This is a genomic window from Chelatococcus daeguensis, assembly GCF_001887265.1.
GTDB classification, from domain to species: Bacteria; Pseudomonadota; Alphaproteobacteria; order Rhizobiales; family Beijerinckiaceae; genus Chelatococcus_A; species Chelatococcus_A sambhunathii.
Window position 1 is genome coordinate 111,117 of record NZ_CP018095.1, and the last position, 21,125, is coordinate 132,241.

The window sequence follows — 21,125 nt, forward strand, 5'->3', positions numbered from 1 at the left end:
GGACCGGAGTATCGATGACCTCAGCCGTTTCGATGCCAGCCTATGTTCTCGACGAGCAGATCGGCTTCATCCTGCGCCAGGTGAGCCAGCGCCACACGACCATCTTCATGACCATGATGGGCGAGGACCTGACTCCGACCCAATGGGCGGCGCTCGCCAAGCTCCACCAGGCCGGCCCGCTGTCGCAGAACCTCCTCGGCCGGCAGACGGCCATGGACGCCGCCACCATCAAGGGCGTCGTCGACCGGCTGACGAAGCGCGGCCTGACCGGGACGAGCCCCGACCCCGACGATGGCCGGCGCCTGCTCGTGGCCCTGACGCCGGAGGGCGAGGCGACCGTCGCACGCTGCCTGCCCCGGGCCGCCGCCATCTCCGAGGAAACGCTGAAGGAACTGAGCGCCGCGGAACGCGCGACGCTGATCGCCCTGCTGCAGAAGATGCTCTGACGCGCTTCCGGCCCCGCGGCCGGAAACGCGTGCGCCCTATCGGGCCACGATCTCCGGCATGCGCGTCGCCGGCGGGGTGTTGCGGCTGCGCTGCGTGCGCACGATGCCGTCGATGATGGTCATGCCGATGCCCGGCAGGTCGCCGAGGCGCACGGACTCGAGCAGGTCCTTGCCCGCCGAGTGCTGGGCCTTGTCCATCAGCACGAAATCGGCCGCGCGGCCGACCTCGACCAGGCCGCAGTCGAGCTGGCGCATGCGCGCCGTGTTGCCGGTGGCGAAGCAGAAGGCCACCTCTGCTGGCACGTCGCCGAGCGAGGAGAGCAGCGAGACCATGCGCAGGATGCCGAGCGGCTGCACGCCGGAGCCTGCCGGCGCATCCGTCCCGAGGATGACGCGGTTGAGGTCGCCCATCTCGCGCGCGATGCGCAGGGTGTAGAGCGCGGCCCGCTCGTTGCCGTTGTGCACCAGCTCGAGGCCGCGCTTGCAGCCCTCGCAGATGCAGCGGATCTGGTCGTCCGGCAGGGCCGTGTGGCCGCCGTTGATGTGGCCGACGACATCCGTGTCCGCCTCCAGCACCACGTCCTTGTCGATGAGGCCGGAGCCGGGGATGGACGGCCCGCCGGTGTGGATGGTCGACTGGATGCCGTACTTGCGCGCCCAGGCCACCATCTTGCGCGCCGTCGGCCCGTCCTTGACGCCGCCGAGGCCAACCTCGCCGAGCAGCTTGACGCCCGCGTCGGCCAGGTCCTTGAAATCCTGTTCCGTCATGTCCGGCTCGATGCAGGGTGCGCCGGCGTGGATCTTCACGCCGCTCGGGCGGAAGGCGGAGAAGGTGCGCTGGGCGTAGATCGCCATGGCCTTGAGCCCGACGACGTCGCGCGGTCGGCCCGGCGTGTGCACCTCGCCGGCCGAGATCATGGTGGTGACGCCGCCGTGCAGATTGCTGTCGATCCAGTTGAGCTGCTGCTGGCGCGGCGTCCAGTCGCCGGCGACGGGATGGACGTGGCTGTCGATGAGGCCCGGTGTCAGCACCGTGCCGTTGGCGTCGATGACCTCGCTCGCGCCGTCGGTGTCGACGTCCTTCTCGCGGCCGACGGCGGCGATCCGGCCGTCGATCGCGACCACCGTGTCGCCGTCGAGGATCGGCCGCTCGAGATCGCCGCTCAGAATCAGGCCGATGTTGCGAATGACGAGCTTGCCCTTCCCGCCCTGCTGTACCGCGTCGTGCGCCATAGGTTCCCTCTCTCCCGTTGCTTCGACCAGCCTCTCGCCGCCCGCGTCACGACCCGATTGACAAGCCGGATCAGATGCGGTAATTTGTTAGTATACAAACAATCTAGAGGCGAGCAAGAGCCCTTCCGGAGGTTCGCATGGCCTATGTCGTGACCGATGGCTGCATCCGTTGCAAGTACCAGGATTGCGTGGAGGTGTGCCCGGTCGACTGCTTCTACGAGGGGGAGACGATGCTCGTCATTCACCCGGACGAATGCATCGACTGCGGCGTGTGCGAGCCGGAATGCCCGGCCGACGCGATCGTCTCCGCCGCGGACGCTCGCGCCGACCGCTGGCTGCCCGTCAATGCGAAATATGCCGCGATCTGGCCCAACATCACCGATAAGGGACCGGTCCCGGACGATGCGGATGCCTGGAAAGACGTCCCCGGTAAGGAGAAATTTCTATTTAGTACGGAAAAAATGTAAATACTTGCAATTCCGTATGATATCGTGCAAATAGAAGCTGGTTACCCCTTTCCCCCCGCGCGGCGCCCCGCTATGTGAAGGCGCGGCACTCAACCCCGCGGCACCGGCCGCGACGAAGCTCCGGGAGCATGGACGAGAAGCCATGAGCAACTTCAACCAAGAGCGCGTCCTGAGCGTGCATCACTGGACGGACAGGCTGTTCTCCTTCACGACGACGCGCGACCCCGGCTTCCGCTTCAAAAACGGCCAGTTCACGATGATCGGCATCGAGGTGGAGGGAAAACCCCTCCTGCGGGCCTACAGCGTCGTGAGCCCCAACTACGACGAGAAGCTGGAGTTCTTCTCCATCAAGGTGCCGGACGGGCCGCTGACCTCCCGCCTGCAGCACCTGAAGGAAGGTGATCCCATCATCGTCGGCCGCAAGGCCACCGGCACCCTCGTGCTCGACAACCTGATGCACGGCCGCAACCTCTACCTGCTGGGCACCGGCACGGGCCTTGCGCCGTTCCTCAGCCTCATCCGCGACCCCGAGACCTACGAGCGCTTCGAGAAGGTCGTCCTGCTGCACGGCTGCCGCCAGGTGTCCGAACTCGCCTATGGCGAGATGATCACGCGCGACCTGCCGGAAGACGAGTTCCTCGGCGAGGAGATCCGCTCCAAGCTGATTTACTACCCGACCGTGACGCGCGAGCCCTTCCGCAACCGCGGCCGCATCACCGACCTCATCACGACCCGCAAGCTCTTCGGCGACATCGGCCTGCCGCCGATCGACGCCGAGAACGACCGCCTGATGCTCTGCGGCAGCCCGCAGATGATCCGCGACCTCAAGATCATCCTCGAGGAGCGCGGCTTCACCGAAGGCAACCACGGCGAGCCGGGCCATTTCGTCATCGAGAAGGCCTTCGCCGAGCGCTGAGCCCGGTTCAGCTTTCTCCCTGCCTGAGGCGCGGCCGGCGCGAACCCGCCGCGCCTTTTCTCTTGCGCCCCCTCTCCCGCCTTGCCCCCCGCCCGCTGCTGGCCTATGACGCGCCGATGGCGAAGGGGCGCCAGACGAAGCGAGCGAGGCGACATGAGCGGCAAGCCGGCAAACGGGCAGGACAAGAACGCCAATGCGATGTGGGGCGGGCGCTTCGCCTCCTCGCCGAGCGCACTCATGGAGGCCATCAACGTCTCCATCGGCTTCGACAGACGCCTCGCCGCGCAGGACATCCGCGGCTCCGTCGCCCATGCCGACATGCTGGCGAAGCAGGGCATCATCTCGGAAGAGGACCGCGACGCCATCCACGACGGGCTGAAGCGCATCCTCGAGGAGATCGAGGGCGGCCACTTCACCTTCTCGACGGCGCTCGAAGACATCCACATGAACGTCGAGGGCCGCCTGCGCGACCTCATCGGCCCGGCCGCCGGGCGCCTGCACACGGCCCGCAGCCGCAACGACCAGGTGGCGACGGACGTGCGCCTGTGGGTGCGCGAGGCGCATGACCGGGCCGACGCCCAGATCACCAACCTGATGGACACGCTGCTCACCCAGGCGGCCGCCCATGCGGAGACGGTGATGCCCGGCTTCACCCACCTGCAGAGCGCCCAGCCCGTCACCTTCGGCCACCACCTCATGGCCTATGTCGAGATGCTGGGGCGCGACCGCTCGCGCATCCGCGACTCGCGCAAGCGCCTCAACGAATGCCCGCTCGGCGCCGCCGCCCTCGCCGGCACCTCCTTCCCCATCGACCGGCACGCAACGGCCGAAGCGCTCGGCTTCGACGGGCCGACGCGCAACTCGCTCGATTCCGTCTCCGACCGCGATTTCATCCTCGAATATCTGTCGATCGCCTCGATCTCGGCCATGCACCTCTCGCGCCTCGCGGAGGAGATCGTGATCTGGATGACGCCGCAGTTCGGCTTCGTGCGCCTGTCGGACCAGTGGACGACCGGCTCCAGCATCATGCCGCAGAAGAAGAATCCGGACGCGGCCGAGCTGGTGCGCGCCAAGCCGGGCCGCATCATCGGCTCGCTGGTGGCGCTGCTCACGGTGATGAAGGGCCTACCGCTCACCTATTCCAAGGACATGCAGGAGGACAAGGAGCGCCTCTTCGACGCCGCCGACACCTACGAGCTCGTGCTCGCCGCCGTCTCCGGCATGATCGCGGACCTGAAGCCCGTGTCCGAGCGGATGGCGGCCGCCGCCGGCGCCGGCTTCGCCACGGCGACCGATCTCGCCGACTGGCTGGTGCGCGCGCTCGAAATGCCGTTCCGCGACGCCCACCATGTCACCGGGCGCCTCGTCGCCGAAGCCGAGCAGCGCGGCTGCGGCCTGGAAGACCTGTCGCTCGACGTGATGCAGGCGGTGGAGCCGCGCATCACGGACGCGGTCTACGGCGTCCTCGGCGTCGAGAACTCCGTGCGCTCGCGCATGAGCTTCGGCGGCACGGCCCCCGACAACGTGCGCGCCCAGATCGCCTGGTGGCGCGCCCGGCTCTGAGCGCGCGGCGCAGGCGACCGCATTCCCCTCCCCTCCAACGAAATGGTGGGGAGGGAGGCAGTCCCGACATCGCTCTATCCCTCTCGCCTTCCTCCACGCGTTTCGCGCCGCGGCCAGGACCATTCGGCCGCATGGCGCGCCCGCCCCGGTTCGTGCTTTCCTGTAGATCGGACGGCCCGATTCCCGGAGGCTCGCGCCCATGCCCTGGTCCATTCACGTCGGCACCATCGCCGGCACCGCGGTGCGCATCCACGTCACCTTCCTGCTCTTCCTGGCGTGGATCGGCTTCGCGCAATACCGCCTCGGCGGACCCGCCGCCGCCGCTGACAGCGTCCTCTTCATCGCGCTCCTCTTCCTGTGCGTGCTGCTGCACGAGTTCGGCCACGTGCTCGCCGCCCGGCGCTACGGCGTGCGCACGCCGCACATCACGCTTTTCCCGATCGGCGGCGTCGCGAGCCTCGAGCGCATCCCGGAAAAGCCGGGCGAGGAACTGGTCGTCGCCGTCGCGGGGCCGGCGGTCAATGTCGTCATCGCCCTCGTGCTCGTCATCATCCTCGGCGCGACGGTCGATCTGACGGACATGGCGCGCCTCGAGGATCCACGCGTCAGCCTGCTCGCGCGCCTCGCCGGGGCCAACATCATCCTCGTCCTCTTCAACATGATCCCGGCCTTTCCCATGGACGGCGGCCGGGTGCTGCGGGCGATCCTCGCCATGCGGGTCGGCTTCTCGCGGGCGACGCAGCTTGCCGCCACCATCGGCCAGGGCTTCGCCTTCCTCCTCGGCTTCGCCGGCCTCTTCCTCAACCCGCTCCTCATCTTCATCGCCATCTTCGTCTATCTCGCCGCCTCCTCGGAGGCCGAGCACGTCGCCTTCCGCGACGTCACCCGCGGCCTGCCGGTCGGCGAGGCGATGATCACGCAGTTCGAGGTGCTCGGCCCGCAGAGCTCGCTCGACGATGCCGTCGAGACCATGATCCGCACGTCCCAGAAGGAATTCCCGGTCGTCGACGGCGGCGGGCACCTGCGCGGCATCCTGACGCGCGACGCCCTTGTCATGGCGCTCAGGAACCACGGCGCCGCATCGCCGGTCATCGAGGTCATGAATGCCGAGGTGCCGACGATCCACTACCGCCAGCCGCTCGAGGCCGCCTTTCGCAAGCTCAACGAGGCCAAGGCCCCGGCCCTCGGCGTGCTCGACGGAAACGATCGTCTCGTCGGCCTCCTCACGGCGGAGAACATCGGCGAGATGATGCTGGTGCGCTCCGTGCAGCCGGAATGGCGCTTCGGCCACCGCAACCCGCGCGCCTGACCGATCAGGTGCGGGCGTCCTCCCGCGCCGTCCGGGGTTCGCGCGGGCGCGCCTCCTCCAGCAGCATGGCCTCCTCCGCGCCCGTGCCGACGATGCCTGCGGGGTCGGCAGCCGCCATCAGATCCTCGGCTGCGGGAGGGGCTGCGCGCAGCGGGCGCGGCGCGAGGCCGGTATGGGCGGCAACCGCCAGGACACCCATCAGCGGCAAGACCGTTGTCATGGCGACGAAGGGATCGCTGAAGAAGGCCGCGCCGACCGCCGAGCCGACGAGCCCACCGCCGATCTGCATGAATCCCGTCATGGCTGCCGCGGCGCCGGCGATATGCGGAAAGCCGGCGAGCGCATTGGTCGTGACGCCAGGCATGACGAGGGCGATGCCGAAGGCCCACAGCGCCACCGGCACCATGACGGTGGCAAAGCTCGGCGGCAGCAGCCTCAGGCCCACCGCGAACCAGAGGGCGGCCGAGAGCGAGAAGACGAGACCGGCCGAGATGAGGCGGCTCGCCTCGAAGCGGCGCAGCAGCCGCCCGGCGATCACCGTGCCGATGGTATAGGCTCCGGTCTGGCAAAGCATTGACAGGCCGAAACCCGTCGGCGTCAGGCCCACCCGGTCGATCATGACGAAGGGCAGCATGGAGGCGAGGGTGTAGAGCCCGCCGGTGGTGAGGCCGAGCACGAGGCCCGCACGCAGGAAGCGCCGATCGTACAGGAGAACGCCGTAGCTCGTCAGCATGCGGGCCGGACGCGCCAGCGCCCTGTCGGGCGCAAGGTTCGTCTCGCGCGTCGCGAGGGCGAGCGTGAGGACCACGGCGAGGCCGTAGACGACCATGATGACGAACAGGGCGTGCCAGCCGAAGGCGCTCGCCGTCATGCCGCCGAGCGTCGGCGAGACGGCCGGGCCGACGGCCAGCATCAGGCCGATCAGGTTCATGATGCGGGCCGAAGTCTGGCCCGTGAACTGGTCGCGCACGATGGCGCGCGAGATGGCGACGCCGGCCGCCACGCCGACGCCCTGCAGCGCCCGGCCGGCGAGCAGCCAGCCGATGCTCGGCGACCAGGCGGCGACGAGACTGCCGGCCAGGTAGATGGAGAAGAAGCCGATGGCCACAGGCCGCCGTCCAAAGGCGTCCGAAAGCGGACCGCAGACGAGCTGGGCGAAGGCGAAGCCGAAGAAATAAACCGTCAGCGTCAGGTTGATCGCCGCCGGCGTCGTGTTGAAGGCTCCGACCAGCGCCGGCATAGCTGGGGTGTAGAGCGCCAGGCTCACCGGCCCGAGCGCCACGATGAAGGCGCCGATGACGGCGGTGCGCATCTCGCTCATCATCGGCGTGGCGGCGGACGGCTTCATGCTCCCTCCCCGCCGCTGCGGCTGCAGAGATTGCTGCGCATGCGGTCGAGCAGCCGGCGCATGGTTTCGATCTCCTCCTGCGAGAAGTCGCGCGTCGCGTCCTCGCGGGCCCGCGTCAGCACGATCTTGATCTCCTCGACGAGCGGCAGGGCCGCCGGCGTGAGCTGCACCGTCTTGGCGCGCCGATCCTCCGGGTCCGGCATACGTTCAACGAGCCCGCGTGCCTCCAGCCGGTCGATGAAGCCGACGAGCGTCATCGGTTCCACGCTCATGCGCTCGGCAAGGTGGCTCTGGCGGATCGGAGCGAAATGGCTGACGAAGACGAGGGCGCGCGCCTCGCCCGGCGTGAGGCCGAGCCCCGCCTCCTCCATGGCGCGGTCAAAGCGCGCGCGCAGGAGGCGCGCTGCATCCGTCAAGAGGAAACCGAAGGTGGCTGGACCGGATTTCATCGCTCGCCTTAATATAAGTACACCTTATGAAATCAATGGCGAAGGTCAAGGGGCTGCTGCGCCGCAACAGACTTTCCGTTGCCGTTTGACGCACATCGGATTATAGGAACCGCGTGCCAGGGCGCGTAGGCAGCGCGCGCTGTCCCATCCGCTTTGCCATTTCGTGTCATGAGCCGGGCCCCATCCGCCGCGGCAGGAGTTTTCATGCAGCTGCGCAATATCGCCATCATCGCCCACGTCGACCACGGCAAGACGACCCTCGTGGACAAGCTGCTCGCCCAGTCCGGCGCCTTCCGCGAGAACCAGCGCGTGGCCGAGCGCGTGATGGATTCGAACGACCTCGAGAAGGAGCGCGGCATCACGATTCTTGCCAAGGCGACCTCGGTCGTCTGGAAGGGCACGCGCATCAACATCGTCGACACGCCCGGCCACGCCGACTTCGGCGGCGAGGTGGAGCGCATCCTCAACATGGTGGACGGCGCCATCGTGCTCGTCGACGCCGCCGAGGGCCCGATGCCGCAGACCAAGTTCGTCGTCGGCAAGGCGCTCAAGATCGGTCTGCGCCCCATCGTCGCCATCAACAAGGTCGACCGGCCGGATGCGCGGGCGCAGGAAGTGATCAACGAGGTCTTCGACCTCTTCGCCGCCCTCGACGCCACCGACGAGCAGCTCGACTTCCCGATCCTCTACGGCTCGGGCCGCGACGGCTGGATGGCGGCCTCGCCCGAGGGCCCGAAGGAGGCCGGGCTTGGGCCGCTCTTCGACCTCGTACTCGACCACGTGCCGCCGCCGACCGTCGAGGACGGCGCCTTCCGCATGCTCGGCACCATCCTCGAGGCGAACCCCTTCCTTGGCCGCATCATCACCGGCCGCATCTCGGCGGGGCAGGTCAAGCCGAACCAGGCCATCAAGGTCATCGACCGTGACGGCAAGGTCATCGAGCAGGGCCGCGTATCGAAGATCCTCGCCTTCCGTGGCATCGAGCGCCAGCCGATCGAGCTGGGGGAGGCGGGCGACATCGTTTCCATCGCCGGCCTCGAAAAGGGCACGGTGGCGGACACCTTCTGCGCCCCCGAGGTCGACACGCCGCTGCCGGCCCAGCCGATCGATCCGCCGACGGTCACCATGTCCTTCCTCGTCAACGATTCGCCGCTCGCCGGCACCGAGGGCGACAAGGTGACGAGCCGAATGATCCGCGACCGCCTGTTCAAGGAGGCCGAGGGCAACGTCACGCTGAAGATCGAGGAATCGTCCGACAAGGATTCCTTCTTCGTCTCCGGCCGCGGCGAACTGCAGCTCGCCATCCTCATCGAGACCATGCGCCGCGAGGGCTTTGAGCTCGCAGTGTCGCGCCCGCGCGTCGTCTTCAAGAAGGACGAGGCCACGGGCGAGACGCTGGAGCCGATCGAGGAGGTCGTCATCGACGTCGACGAGGAGCACTCGGGCGTCGTCGTGCAGAAGATGTCTGAGCGCAAGGCGGACATGATCGAGATGCGCCCCTCCGGCGGCAACCGGCTGCGCCTTGTCTTCCACGCCCCGACGCGCGGCCTCATCGGCTATCAGTCGGAGCTGATGACGGACACGCGGGGCACCGCGATCATGAACCGGCTGTTCCACGCCTACGCCCCCTACAAGGGCGAGATCGCCGGCCGGCGCAACGGCGTGCTCATCTCCAACGACGCCGGCGAGGCCGTGGCCTATGCGCTGTGGAACCTCGAGGACCGCGGCCCGATGATGATCGAGCCCGGCTGGAAGGTGTACCAGGGCATGATCGTCGGCGAGCACACGCGCGACAACGACCTTGAGGTCAACGTGCTTAAGGGCAAGAAGCTCACCAACATCCGCACGACGTCGAAGGACGAGGCGGTGCGCCTGACGCCGCCCATTCGCATGACGCTGGAGCGGGCGCTCGCCTGGATCCAGGACGACGAGCTCGTCGAGGTGACGCCGAAGTCCATCCGCCTGCGCAAGACCCTGCTCGACCCCAACGACCGCAAGCGCGCCGAGCGCGCCAAGGAAGCGGCGGCGGGCTGACGCCGGGCCAAATGAAAGGGCGCCGAAGGCGCCCTTTTTCATGTCCCGCTTGGGCGACGCTCACATGTCCGGACCGATGCTCACGTCCGTTTCTGAGACGATCGCAACATGCTCGCCAGCCCGGCGCAGCAAGCTCACCGCCGAGCGCGGCAGCCGGTCCTGCGTCGCATAGGCCGCGGCGAAGAACACGAACATCGAGAGAAGTGCGAGGCGGCGGTACATGGTTCGGCTCCCCGGTGCCCGGCGCCGCATCGGCGCGTCAGGCAGGGACAAAATGCGCCGAACCGGAACGGGCCGGCGTGCGCCCCCGCACGCGGCGGGGCCCGCCGAAGCCGGACAAGCAAAAGGGCGGCCACATGGCCGCCCCTGCGCTTCGCAAACCAGTTGAGCAAAAGCCTCCTGAAGGAGCGTCGACGTTCCCTCTCCCCACTCGCGGAAAGAGGGATGAAGATCACAGACCCTCGAACAGCGCCGTCGAGAGATAGCGCTCGGCGAAGGAGGGGATGATGATGACGATGGTCTTGCCGGCGCTGTCCGGACGGGCGGCGATCTCGAGGGCCGCAGCCACCGCCGCGCCGGAGGAGATGCCGACCGGGATGCCCTCGAGGCGGGCGACCAAGCGCGCGGTGTCGAAGGCCGTCTGGTTGCCCACCGTCACCACCTCGTCGATGACCGAGCGGTCGAGCACCTGCGGCACGAAGCCGGCGCCGATGCCCTGGATCTTGTGCGGGCCGGGCTGGCCGCCGGAAAGAACGGGCGAATCCTCGGGTTCGACCGCGACGACGCGCAGCGAGGGCTTGCGCGGCTTCAGTACCTGGCCGACGCCGGTGATGGTGCCGCCGGTGCCGACGCCCGAGACGAAGATGTCCACCGCGCCGTTGGTGTCGTTCCAGATCTCCTCCGCAGTGGTGCGACGGTGAATGGCCGGATTGGCCGGGTTGGCAAACTGCTGGGGGATGATGGAGCCGGGGATCTCGTTCTTCAGTTCCTCGGCGCGGTTGACGGCGCCGCGCATGCCCTGCGGGCCGGGGGTGAGGACGAGTTCGGCGCCGAGCAAGGCGAGCATTTTGCGCCGCTCTATCGACATCGTCTCCGGCATGACGAGGATGAGGCGATAGCCACGCGCGGCGGCGACGAAGGCGAGCGCGATGCCGGTGTTGCCCGAGGTCGGCTCGATGAGCGTCGCGCCCGGCCTGATCAGGCCGCGCTCCTCGAGGTCGTCGATCATGCTGACGCCGATGCGGTCCTTCACGCTGGCGATGGGATTGAAGAACTCGAGCTTGGCGAGGAGGTTGGCCTTGACGCCCTTGTCCTTCGCCAGCCGGTCGAGCCGCACCAGGGGCGTGTCGCCGATCGTCTCGGTGATCGAATTGTAGATCCGCCCGCGCCCGGGCACATGTTGCTTGTCCGTTGCGGGCTTGGTGGCTGGTTCGGCCATGATCTCGTCTCCACCCTGCTGCCGGCCTGCCACAGAAATGAAAGGCAGGCCAGGTGATTGAACCTCAGCCCCGATAGCATATTTACACAAAGACTGTCGATAATATTCCTATAATCACATTCTATATCGTAAAATCGACCGACGACGGCACGAGCCCGAAGACCGCGGCCTCCTCGGCGCGTCGGCACAGGTCTTCGACCGTCGATTCATCGAGGATCCTGAGAAAGGCCTCCCCGGCATCGCGCACTACCGGCCCGACGACGAGGTCGACGAGGGCGGATTCCGGCACGGGCGGCAGCGATTCCTCCGTTGAGGTTGCCATCGCCGCCCGCACGATCTCGCCGGCCGTGATGCGGCGGCGCTCACGCGCGAGTTCATAGCCGCCGCGCGGTCCCCGAACTCCCTTGAGGATGCCGGCCCGCACGAGTTGCTGCAGCACCGTCTCAAGATGACGCGGCGGCAGGTTGTGACGGGCCGCGAGCAGTTTCGCCGCCACCGGGCTCGGCCGTGCGTGGATGGCCACGTCGACGACAGCGGCAATGGCGAGAAGGCTGCGCCGGGAGAGCAGGATCATTGTCGTCGTTCCTCTTCGTCTGCTTCTCGCGGGTCACATGCCGGTCGACCCGAAACCGCCGGCGCCGCGTTCCGTCGCGCCCAGCCGGTCGACTTCCGCCAACCGGACCTGCCGCACGGGCGCGACGACCAGCTGTGCAATGCGCATACCGCGGCTCACCGTAAAATCCGCTGCACCCGTGTTGATCAGAATAACACCGATCTCGCCGCGGTAATCCGCATCCACAGTCCCCGGCGCGTTGAGAACGGTCACGCCGTGCTTCAGGGCGAGACCGGAGCGTGGCCGCACCTGCGCCTCATAGCCGGGAGGCAGCGCCATCGCGAAACCGGTGGGCACGAGCGCGCGGCCGCCGGGCGGCAGCGTCACCGGCCCATCGGCGGGCACGGCCGCCATCAGATCGAGCCCGGCGGCATGCGCGCTCTCGTAGCGCGGCAGCGGCAGGTCACCCGCATGCGGCAGGCGCACGACCTCCACGTGCGGTTCGGCAGGCGGCGTCGGTGTCATGCGGATCCCTTCGGCATGGCGGCGGCGATGCGGGCCACGAGCCGGCGCGCCACCTCGTCCTTGTCCATGGTCGGCCAGTCCTCGACGCCCTCGCCGGTGACGAGATGCACCGTGTTGCGCGTGCCGCCCATCACCCCCGTGCCGGGGCCGACGTCATTGGCGACGATCCAGTCGCAGCCCTTGCGCAGACGCTTCTGGCGGGCATGCTCCACCACCTTCTCCGTCTCGGCCGCGAAGCCGACGACGAGGCCGGGCCGCTGCTCGGCACGATGCGCGATGGTGGCGAGGATGTCGGGGTTCTCGACGAGGGTGAGCCTGGGCGCCCCCTTGCCGTTCTTCTTCATCTTCTGAGCGGCTTCGCCCGCCGTGCGCCAGTCCGCCACCGCCGCGGCGAAGACTGCGGCATCGGCCGGTAGCGCCGCCTCGACCGCCGCCAGCATCTCGCGGGCGGTCTCGACGGCCACCGTCGTCACCCCCGCGGGTGGGGCGATGGCGACCGGCCCGGACACGAGCGTCACCCGCGCCCCGGCGGCGGCCGCGGCTGCCGCGATGGCGTGCCCCTGGCGCCCGGAGGAGCGGTTGGCGATGTAGCGCACGGGATCGATCGGCTCGTGCGTCGGGCCCGACGTGACGAGAACGTGGCGGCCGGCGAGCGGCAGGTCCGCACCGCCGAGAAGCCGCTCGACGGCGGCGAGAATCTCCATCGGCTCGGCCATGCGTCCGGGGCCGAACTCGCCGCGCTCGGCCATGGCCCCCTCGTTCGGTCCGACGACGGTAACGCCGTCGGCCTGGAGGAGCGCCATGTTGCGGCGCGTCGCGGGGTGCTGCCACATGCGCGGGTTCATCGCCGGGGCGACGAGGACCGGCTTGTCGGTGGCAAGAAGCGCCGTCGAGGCGAGATCATCGGCATGGCCGCCGGCCATCTTCGCGAGCAGGTCGGCCGTCGCCGGCGCGACGACGAGGAGGTCCGCCGAGCGCGACAGTTCGATGTGGCCGATGTCCGCCTCATCCGTCAGCGAGAAGAGGTCGGTAAATGCGCGCTCGCGCGACAGGCTGGCGACGGAGAGCGGCGTGATAAATTCGGCGCCGCCCTTCGTCAGGATCACACGCACCTCATGGCCGCGCTCCTTCAAGCGGCGGATGAGATCGAGCGACTTGTAGGCCGCGATTCCGCCACCGATGATGAGAAGGATACGCTTGGTCACGCGCCGCTCCCGTCGAGGATCGATTCGGCGCCGGGCGCTTTCGGCGAGCGAGGCCGGCGCGGCGCGACGCGCAAACTAGCGCGTCGTGCACAGCGCGCAAACAGTTCAGCGCTCCAAGGATGCCTTCGAAGCGGAAATGAAGAATCAACCTTAACGTGCAGAGCGGCGGATTTTCAGCCGCCGAGCCACATGGCGGCCAGGATGGCGGCGATAGCCCATAGCGCCAGATTGCCCCAACGGGCGCGGCGGGCCTCGGCGCGGCCGATGTCGGCAACGCTTTCCGGCGCGAGCAGGAAGCCGCGCTCGCCGGCGATCTCGAGCTGCTCGACGATGCGCTCGCCGCGGTTGAGGATCGACGGCAGGTGCCCGGCGAAGCCCGCGATCGACAAAGCGCCGCGCCCGGCCTCCTCCAGCCGGCCGACGGGGCCGAGGTTGCGCTCGATCCACTGGCGCACGACCGGGTCGGCCGTCGACCACATGTCGAGGCGCGGGTCGAGGGAGCGCGCCACGCCCTCGACCACCACCATGGTCTTCTGCAGCATCACGAGCTCGGTGCGCGTGTTCATGTCGAACAGCGCCGTGATCTCGAAGAGCAGCGTCAGGAGCTTCGCCATCGAGATCTCGTCGGCGCGCCGGTCGTGGATCGGCTCGCCGATGGCGCGGATGGCCTGGGCGAAATCCGCGATGCTGTGGTGGCGCGGCACGTAACCCGCCTCGAAATGCACCTCCGCCACGCGGCGGTAGTTGCGCGTGATGAAGCCGAGGAGGATCTCGGCGAGAAAGCGCCGTTCCTTGTGGCCGAGCCGGCCCATGATGCCGCAGTCGACCGCGACGAGCCGCCCCTCGGGATCGACGAAGAGATTGCCGGGGTGCATGTCGGCATGGAAGAAGCCGTCGCGCAGCGCCTGGCGCAGGAAGGACTGGATGATCGTGCGCGCCAGCACCACGCGGTCGTGGCCGGCGGCGACCAGCGCCGCCATGTCTGACAGCGGCGTGCCGTCCACCCACTCGCTCGTCATGACGTCGCGAGCGGTCAGGTCCCACTTCACCTGAGGTACGCGGAAGTCGACGTCGTCGCGGGTGTTCTCGCCGAGCTCCGAGAGCGCCGCTGCCTCGAGCCTCAGGTCCATCTCCATGGCGACGGAGCGCGCCAGCGTCTCCACCACCTCGATGGGCCTGAGGCGCCGCATGGACGGGAACAGGCGCTCCGCCATGGCGGCGGCAAAGCGCATGGAGGCGAGATCGCGCGCGAAGCGCTCGCGCACCCCCGGCCGCAGCACCTTGACCGCGACCGTCAGCGCTCCCTCACCCTCGCCGATGCGTGCCCTGTGCACCTGGGCGATGGAGGCTGCGGCGAGCGCCGGGCCGAAGTCGCTGAAGAGCCTTTCGATCGGCACATCGAAGGATTCCTCGATGGTGCGCACCGCCTCCTCGCGCGGAAAGGGCGGCAGCCGGTCCTGCAGGCTCTCGAGATCGGCAGCCGCGCGCACGCCGACGACGTCGGGCCGCGTCGCCAGGAACTGGCCGAACTTGACGTAGGAGGGCCCGAGCCGCGTCATCGCCGCCGCAAGGCGCGATCCGCTCTCGCGCGCGCCGCGCCGCTCGACGGTGCGACCGAGCGAGATCATGAGGCGCATCGCCGGCGGCAGCGGGGCAACGTCGGTCAGGGAGAGCGCCCCTTCGCGCGCCAGCACGAAGCCGACGCGGGCGAGCCTGAAGCAGTGGACGAGCGCTGAGATCACGAGCGCCTCAGATCTTCCAGCCGGAATGCAGGGCAACGATGCCGCCCGTCATCGGCCGGGCGGTGACACGCACGAAGCCTGCTTCCTCGATCATGCCGGCAAAGGCGCGGGCATTGGGGAACTTGCGGATCGATTCGACGAGATAGCGATACGGCTCGCCGTCACCCGTCACCATGCGGCCCATCGCCGGGATGACATTGAAGGAATAGGCGTCGTAGATCGCATCGAGCACCGGCACGTCGACCCGGCTGAACTCGAGGCACAGGAAGCGGCCGCCGCGCTTCAGCACGCGGTGCGCCTCCTTCAGGGCAAGTTCGATGCGCGGCACGTTGCGGATGCCGAAGGCGATCGTATAGGCATCGAAGCTGCGGTCCGGAAAGGGCAGGCTCTCGGCATTGCCCTGCACGAACTCGATGTCGTGCGCATGGCGCGCCGCCGCCCGGGCGCGCCCGACAGCGAGCATCTCGCCGTTGATGTCGAGCACCGTGACCTTGGTATCCGGCCCGCCGGCGTCGCTCACGCGGAAGGCGATGTCACCGGTGCCGCCGGCGACGTCGAGATGGTGAAAGGGCCGGTGCCGCGGCGGTCGCAGTGTGGAGACGAGGGCATCCTTCCACGCCCGGTGCAGGCCGGCCGACATGAGGTCGTTCATCAGGTCGTAACGGCTGGCGACCTTGTGAAAGACATCGTCGACGAGGCGCTGCTTGTCCGTGAGCCTCACGTTCGAGAAGCCGAAATGCGTGTCTTCGTCGCGCACTGCCGTCATCGTCCCACCTCATCGAACGCCGGGACCATAGCCCGGCAGGCGCGGTCGCGCCATGGCACGGCACGTTGCGCCCCCCGGGGCCGTCCGGAAACGGCTCGCCGCACCTTGGGCCGGCTCAACGCGCCGCGAGGAAAGCCTCGTGCTCAGCCAGGAGCGCGCCGGACAGTGCCTTCTCGATCAGCGCCCGGGTCTCCGCGACGCCATAGAGGGCGATGAAGGAACCGAAGCGCGGCCCGCGTTCCTCGCCAAGCAGCACCTGGTAGACGCTCGAGAACCACTGCTGCGAGACGCCCGGACGCCCGTCCGGACTCTTCGTCTTGCCGCTGAGATCGGGGAAGTGCCGGCGACCGACCTCGTAGACGACCGCCTGAAGGGCATCGGCGTCGCTCGATCCTTCGAACGCCGCAAGCTCGTTGTCGAGATCGGCGAGCGCCTTCCGCTCCGCCTCGCTCGCCGCCCGGAACGTCTTGGCCGGGCGCACGAAGTCCCGGAAGTAGTTGACGGCATGGCCGACGAGCTTGTCGAGGCGCGGATGCGTCTCAGGCGACGCGCCAGGCGCATAGCGCCGGATGAAGCCCCACAGCACCGCCGGATCCTCGGTATTGGCGACGCCGGCAAGGTTGAGCAGCATGCCGAAGGTAAGTTGCGTCGACGTCCCGTTGGCGCCGGCCGCCTCGATCGTCTCGGGCGCCGGCGGCTCGCCGGCATGGATGTGCCAGGCCGGATTGCCGAGCCGGTGCTTCCACTCCTGCCGGCCGTATGCGTTGAGGAAGCCGAGATAATCGTCGACGTGGCGCGGGATGACGTCGAAGAACAGGCGCTTGGCCTCGCGCGGCTTGTTGTACATGAAGAGGGCGAGGCTTTCGGGCGTGCCGTAGCGCAGCCACTCCTCGATGGTCAGGCCGTTGCCCTTCGACTTCGAGATCTTCTGACCGTTCTCGTCGAGGAAAAGCTCGTAATTGAAACCCTCGGGCGGCGGCGCACCGAGCGCGCGGGCAATCTGGCCCGACAGACGCACGGAATCGATGAGGTCCTTGCCCGCCATCTCGTAGTCGACTCCGAGCGCCACCCAGCGCATGGCCCAGTCCGGCTTCCATTGCAGCTTGGCATGGCCGCCAGTGACCGGTGTCTCGAAGCGCTCGCCCGTCGCGGGATCGCGCCAGACGATGGTGGCGCTGTCCTTCCTCACCTCCTCGATCGGTACCTGCATCACGATGCCGGTCTTCGGATGGACGGGCAGGAAGGGCGAATAGCTCTGCGCCCGCTCTGCCCTCAGGCTCGGCAGCATGATCGCCATCACCTCGTCATAGCGCTCGACGACGAGGCGCAGCGTGGCGTCGAAGCGGCCCGAGGTGTAGCACTCGGTCGCCGACATGAAGGTGTAGTCGAAGCCGAAGGCGTCGAGGAAGGCGCGCAGGCGCGCGTTGTTGTGGTGGCCGAAACTCTCGTGCGTGCCGAAGGGATCGGGCACCCGCGTCAGCGGCTTGCCGATATGCGCGGCGAGCATCTCGCGGTTCGGCACGTTGTCCGGCACCTTGCGCAGCCCGTCCATGTCGTCCGAGAAGGCGACGAGCCGCGTCGGGATGCGGTCTTCCGTCAGCACGCGGAAGGCGTGACGCACCATGGAGGTGCGCGCCACCTCGCCGAAGGTGCCGATGTGCGGCAGGCCCGAGGGGCCGTATCCCGTCTCGAACAGCGCCTCTTTCTTGCCCGACCGCTCCAGGCGCGCAACGAGTTTGCGCGCTTCCTCGAACGGCCAGGCGGCCGAGGCGCGGGCGGCCTCGACGAGCGCGGGATCGAGATGGAGCGGATGCGTCATGATACAGGTCTCTTCAAGAATGAGGGGCCGGCCGCCGATCGGGGCCGAGGCCAGGGCGGGCGGACACTAGGTAGGGCACCCCCGCGCGTCAACGCGGCATTTCCCGCCAAATTCCGGAAAGGTCAATAGAAGCCGACCGGGAAATGGCGCAGGTAGAGCTCGGCATAGGTGCCGTTGTCCCAAAGGCGCTGCAGCGCGTAGTCGAATGCGCGCCTCAGCACCTTGTCGTCCTTACGCAGCACGAAGCCCACACCCTCGCCGAAATAGCGGCTCTCGAGATAGGGGCCGCCGACGAAGCGGCAGCAATCGTCGGCCACACGCCCGTTGAGCCACAGGGCAAGGCTCATGCCGTCGCCGAACAGGTAATCGACCTCGCCCGCCCTCAACGCCTCACGCGCCGCGATCAGATTCGCATAGGGCTTCGCCTCGGTCTCGGGGAAATAGGCTTTCAGGAAGGCTTCGTGCGCGCTGCCGGCAATCACCGCGATGGAGCGGCCGGCGAGCACCTCGGGCGTAAGTCTGTCCGGCGCCTTCTCACGGCGCACGACGAAGCGCGCCGGCATGCGGTGGAAGGGGGCCGTGACGGCAAAGCCCTCCCTCAGAGATGCGGTGATGGCAATGCCGGCAGCCACCACGTCGCCGTGGCCGGCTTCAAGCGCCGGCAGCAGCGTGTCGAATCGGCGCGCCTGGATGGTGCAGGCAACCGACAGCACCTCACAGGCGGCGCGCGCAAGCTCGACCGCGAAGCCAGTAGGCACACCGTCGGGACCCGCGAAATGCAGCGGCGGAAACTCATCGTCCGTCATCACCCGCACGACCCGGACCCAGGACAGGTCCGGCTTCTCGATGCGCGTCCGCGTGTCCCAGAAATTGGGCACGACGGGACCGTCCGCCTCGGCCGCAAGGACAGGTCCGCCGAGGAACACGAGGACGAGCAATCGAAGCAGCGATGCCTTGAACACTCCGCCTCCTTGAGAACCTGCCGGCTGATATCTGCAGTTGTGCGCCAAGGGCGCCCGTGCCGGCAAGGGGGTCGCGGCGCTACCGAGCACCGAGCCCGGCTCTTCGAAACAAACAAATTTACAAAATTCCGCCTGTGGATAATCTGTCTGCGGGTTACGGGGCATAATAGATGAAGAGTGAAATTCTCTCCTCCGAAGCCGTCGGGGGAAATCAATGGCATTTCGATCAACAAAGCGAAGATGTCTATTTGAACTATACAAGTTTTGATTGCGGAGCAGACACGGACGAAATCGGTTTTCTGCTGCAGCACGGCGTGTCGGGACAGGCTCTCGCCGAGGCCCGCCGACGTGCATACCTATGGCGGGTCTCACCCTTCGAAGCACTTCTCGCGTGCGGCGCCATCGACGAGGAGAGGCTCTATGCCGCCGTCGCCGAGGCCGTTGGCATGCCGTTCCTGCGCCGCAACATGCGCATTGGCACCGGCGCACGTTTCCCCGAATGTCTGACCGCCGGGGTTGTGCCGCTGCACCCTGACGAGCAGGGCCTGCGCTTCGCCATCGCGCCGGGCGTGCGTCATCTCGGCCGGTTCATGGAGCAGCACGCCCGCTGGCACGATGCCGGCGTGGCGCTCACGACGCCGCGTCTGCTGACGAGGCTGGCGATGCGTGCCTTTCCCCGACACATCGCCCATCTTGCCGCCAATGGTCTTGCCGATGCGGCCGCCGCGCTCTCCTACCGCGGTCAGATGAGCGGCCCGCAAATCGGCCTGCTCGCGCTCGCCGTGGGCGTCATGAGCTTCTTCCTCGTCCGGGCGCCGGCGGCAGCCTTCGGCCTGTTCGCCTCGCTGTGCGGCCTCGTCTTCATCGCCATGGTGACGGTGCGCCTCGCCTGCTGCCTGGAGCCGCCCCGGCACCCGCCGCGGCGCAGCCCGGAGGATCACGCGCTGCCGACCTATACCGTCATCGTGCCCCTGCACAGGGAAGAGCGCGTCCTGCCGCAGCTCCTCACCGCCCTTGAGGATCTCGATTATCCGCCGGCCAAGCTCGATATCAAGCTCGTCGTCGAGAGCGACGACGCGACGACCGCCGTGGCGCTGCGCCGTCAGACGCTGCCGCCCTGGTTCGAGGTCGTCGTCGCACCACCGGGTCTGCCGCGCACCAAGCCCCGCGCGCTCAACTTGGCGCTGCAACTGGCACGCGGCGAATATACGGTCGTCTACGATGCCGAGGACGTGCCTGAGCCGCAGCAGTTGCGCCTAGCGGCCGCGCATCTGGCCGCCGCGCCCGCGCATGTCGCCTGCCTGCAAGCGCACCTCGCCATCGACAATGTCGACGACAGCCTGCTGACGCGCCTGTTCGCCATCGAATATGCGGTGCTGTTCGATGTCATCAATCCGGGCCTTGCCACCTTCGGTTTCCCTGTGCCGCTCGGCGGCACGTCCAATCATTTCCGGACGGCGGTGTTGCGCAGGGTCCATGCCTGGGATGCCTGGAATGTCACCGAGGATGCCGACCTCGGCCTCAGGCTGGCGCGGCTCGGCTACGCGGTCGAGGACCTGCCGTCAACGACGCGGGAGGAGGCGCCGGCCCGGCTGCGCGCCTGGCTCGCCCAGCGTGCGCGATGGATGAAGGGATGGCTCCAGGTGTGCGTCACGCATACGCGCGAACCGCGAACCGCGCTGCGGCAGCTGGGCCCCGCCGGCACTCTGGGCGCCTTCGCAACGGTGGCCGGGACCGTGTTGACGGCGCTGTTCTTCCCCATCTTCCTCATCGCATCGGTGCGCATGCTCGCCGACGGCAGCCTGCTGGCCGCCGACGAGCCGGTTCGCCGCGCCGTCGCCGCCATCGGCCTCACACTCTTCGCGGCGGGCGGCCTTGCCATGCTCGTACCCGCCTGCATCGGCCTGCGTCGCCGGAAGCTGCAGCGGCTCGCGCCCTATGTCGCGCTCATGCCGCTCTATTTCGTGCTGATTTCCTTCGCCGCCTGGCTGGGTGCGATCGAACTCATCTGCAGCCCGTTCCGCTGGAACAAGACGGAACACGGGCTAGCGCGCACATCCGAAGCGGCGCGGCGCCGCACGGCTTCCGCCGAAGCGATCATTCATCCCGTCAGAAGCAACCGGCGATCGCCGTGAGCAACCAGTCGGCGAAAACGGCCTGGGACGACTGGCTCCAGAAGAAGAGCCCCGCCGCCATGAGCGCGACGCCGAAAACGGCCGAGACGGCAAGCAGGAGCAGCCGCTGCCCGCTCGTCAGCGCGACCTCATCCGAGGTCCGTACTCCGCCGCTCAGCTTCGTGCCATCCACAGCACACCTCGTCTCGACCCTGTGACGTCGACAGGATAGCAGG

Annotated in this window: 20 protein-coding genes; 7 read left to right on the forward strand and 13 right to left on the reverse strand. The window is 68.2% G+C overall.

Features of this window, described 5'->3' with window-relative positions:
- Positions 1–14: 14 nt before the first annotated feature.
- On the forward strand, positions 15–446 hold the full coding sequence (locus BOQ54_RS00455; protein WP_055459450.1) for a MarR family winged helix-turn-helix transcriptional regulator: 432 nt from the start codon (positions 15–17) through the stop codon (positions 444–446).
- Positions 447–482: 36 nt separating this feature from the next.
- Here BOQ54_RS00455 and BOQ54_RS00460 read toward each other — a convergent pair whose 3' ends face one another.
- On the reverse strand, positions 483–1,679 hold the full coding sequence (locus BOQ54_RS00460; RefSeq protein ID WP_055459451.1) for an amidohydrolase family protein: 1,197 nt from the start codon (positions 1,677–1,679) through the stop codon (positions 483–485).
- A gap of 137 nt (positions 1,680–1,816) precedes the next feature.
- On the opposite strand from BOQ54_RS00460, the gene fdxA reads away from it, so the two are divergent.
- The 4 genes from fdxA (at position 1,817) to BOQ54_RS00480 (ending at position 5,934) form a co-directional block, all read left to right on the forward strand.
- Complete coding sequence (gene fdxA / locus BOQ54_RS00465) at positions 1,817–2,146, forward strand: ferredoxin FdxA (RefSeq protein ID WP_063186706.1); 330 nt, start codon at positions 1,817–1,819, stop codon at positions 2,144–2,146.
- A 142-nt stretch (positions 2,147–2,288) separates the two neighbouring features.
- A complete protein-coding gene (locus BOQ54_RS00470; protein ID WP_063186709.1) occupies positions 2,289–3,062 on the forward strand; it encodes a ferredoxin--NADP reductase in 774 nt (257 codons plus the stop codon).
- A gap of 153 nt (positions 3,063–3,215) precedes the next feature.
- Positions 3,216–4,625 (forward strand): argininosuccinate lyase, encoded by a 1,410-nt coding sequence (gene argH, locus BOQ54_RS00475; RefSeq protein ID WP_055459452.1) that lies wholly within the window; start codon positions 3,216–3,218, stop codon positions 4,623–4,625.
- Between the two features lie 199 nt (positions 4,626–4,824).
- Positions 4,825–5,934, forward strand: a complete 1,110-nt coding sequence (locus BOQ54_RS00480; protein ID WP_055459453.1) for a site-2 protease family protein — start codon at positions 4,825–4,827, stop codon at positions 5,932–5,934.
- Between the two features lie 4 nt (positions 5,935–5,938).
- Here the strand turns inward: BOQ54_RS00480 and BOQ54_RS00485 are convergent, their stop codons facing one another.
- Both BOQ54_RS00485 and BOQ54_RS00490 read right to left on the reverse strand, forming a co-directional pair.
- Positions 5,939–7,282 (reverse strand): multidrug effflux MFS transporter, encoded by a 1,344-nt coding sequence (locus tag BOQ54_RS00485; RefSeq protein ID WP_071923043.1) that lies wholly within the window; start codon positions 7,280–7,282, stop codon positions 5,939–5,941.
- Positions 7,279–7,731: a MarR family winged helix-turn-helix transcriptional regulator gene (locus BOQ54_RS00490; protein ID WP_055459455.1), complete on the reverse strand. Its 453-nt coding sequence runs from the start codon at positions 7,729–7,731 to the stop codon at positions 7,279–7,281. The genes BOQ54_RS00485 and BOQ54_RS00490 overlap by 4 nt, the downstream gene beginning before the upstream one ends.
- A 204-nt stretch (positions 7,732–7,935) precedes the next feature.
- Between BOQ54_RS00490 and typA the strand changes: the two genes are divergently transcribed.
- On the forward strand, positions 7,936–9,765 hold the full coding sequence (typA, locus tag BOQ54_RS00495) for a translational GTPase TypA (RefSeq protein WP_055459456.1): 1,830 nt from the start codon (positions 7,936–7,938) through the stop codon (positions 9,763–9,765).
- A 60-nt stretch (positions 9,766–9,825) separates the two neighbouring features.
- On the opposite strand, the gene BOQ54_RS19920 is transcribed toward typA, so the two are convergent.
- The 9 genes from BOQ54_RS19920 to BOQ54_RS00535 all read right to left on the reverse strand — a co-directional run bounded on the left by BOQ54_RS19920 (position 9,826) and on the right by BOQ54_RS00535 (position 18,775).
- Positions 9,826–9,987 carry a hypothetical protein gene (locus tag BOQ54_RS19920; protein ID WP_157672332.1) on the reverse strand — a complete coding sequence of 54 codons (162 nt, stop codon included), beginning with the start codon at positions 9,985–9,987 and terminating at the stop codon, positions 9,826–9,828.
- A gap of 229 nt (positions 9,988–10,216) precedes the next feature.
- Positions 10,217–11,203 (reverse strand): cysteine synthase A, encoded by a 987-nt coding sequence (cysK, locus tag BOQ54_RS00500; RefSeq protein WP_055459457.1) that lies wholly within the window; start codon positions 11,201–11,203, stop codon positions 10,217–10,219.
- Positions 11,204–11,324: 121 nt separating this feature from the next.
- A complete protein-coding gene (locus tag BOQ54_RS00505) occupies positions 11,325–11,777 on the reverse strand; it encodes an RrF2 family transcriptional regulator (RefSeq protein WP_019402126.1) in 453 nt (150 codons plus the stop codon).
- 33 nt (positions 11,778–11,810) lie between these two features.
- Positions 11,811–12,281, reverse strand: a complete 471-nt coding sequence (gene dut / locus BOQ54_RS00510) for a dUTP diphosphatase (protein ID WP_055459458.1) — start codon at positions 12,279–12,281, stop codon at positions 11,811–11,813.
- The gene (coaBC, locus tag BOQ54_RS00515) at positions 12,278–13,486 is read right to left on the reverse strand and encodes a bifunctional phosphopantothenoylcysteine decarboxylase/phosphopantothenate--cysteine ligase CoaBC (RefSeq protein ID WP_063186720.1); all 1,209 of its coding nucleotides are present in this window, start codon (positions 13,484–13,486) and stop codon (positions 12,278–12,280) included. The genes dut and coaBC overlap by 4 nt, the downstream gene beginning before the upstream one ends.
- A 173-nt stretch (positions 13,487–13,659) precedes the next feature.
- The gene (gene ubiB / locus BOQ54_RS00520; RefSeq protein WP_071923044.1) at positions 13,660–15,228 is read right to left on the reverse strand and encodes a 2-polyprenylphenol 6-hydroxylase; all 1,569 of its coding nucleotides are present in this window, start codon (positions 15,226–15,228) and stop codon (positions 13,660–13,662) included.
- A gap of 7 nt (positions 15,229–15,235) precedes the next feature.
- Entirely contained in the window at positions 15,236–15,994 is a 759-nt protein-coding gene (gene ubiE, locus BOQ54_RS00525) for a bifunctional demethylmenaquinone methyltransferase/2-methoxy-6-polyprenyl-1,4-benzoquinol methylase UbiE (protein WP_186438008.1), read from the reverse strand.
- A gap of 115 nt (positions 15,995–16,109) precedes the next feature.
- Complete coding sequence (locus BOQ54_RS00530) at positions 16,110–17,813, reverse strand: lysine--tRNA ligase (RefSeq protein ID WP_063186722.1); 1,704 nt, start codon at positions 17,811–17,813, stop codon at positions 16,110–16,112.
- A gap of 122 nt (positions 17,814–17,935) precedes the next feature.
- Positions 17,936–18,775 (reverse strand): transporter substrate-binding domain-containing protein, encoded by an 840-nt coding sequence (locus BOQ54_RS00535; RefSeq protein ID WP_082831575.1) that lies wholly within the window; start codon positions 18,773–18,775, stop codon positions 17,936–17,938.
- Between the two features lie 314 nt (positions 18,776–19,089).
- Between BOQ54_RS00535 and BOQ54_RS00540 the strand changes: the two genes are divergently transcribed.
- A complete protein-coding gene (locus BOQ54_RS00540) occupies positions 19,090–20,910 on the forward strand; it encodes a glycosyltransferase family 2 protein (protein ID WP_157672333.1) in 1,821 nt (606 codons plus the stop codon).
- Here the strand turns inward: BOQ54_RS00540 and BOQ54_RS00545 are convergent.
- Entirely contained in the window at positions 20,885–21,082 is a 198-nt protein-coding gene (locus BOQ54_RS00545) for a hypothetical protein (protein WP_055459464.1), read from the reverse strand. The genes BOQ54_RS00540 and BOQ54_RS00545 overlap by 26 nt on opposite strands.
- Positions 21,083–21,125: the final 43 nt, after the last annotated feature.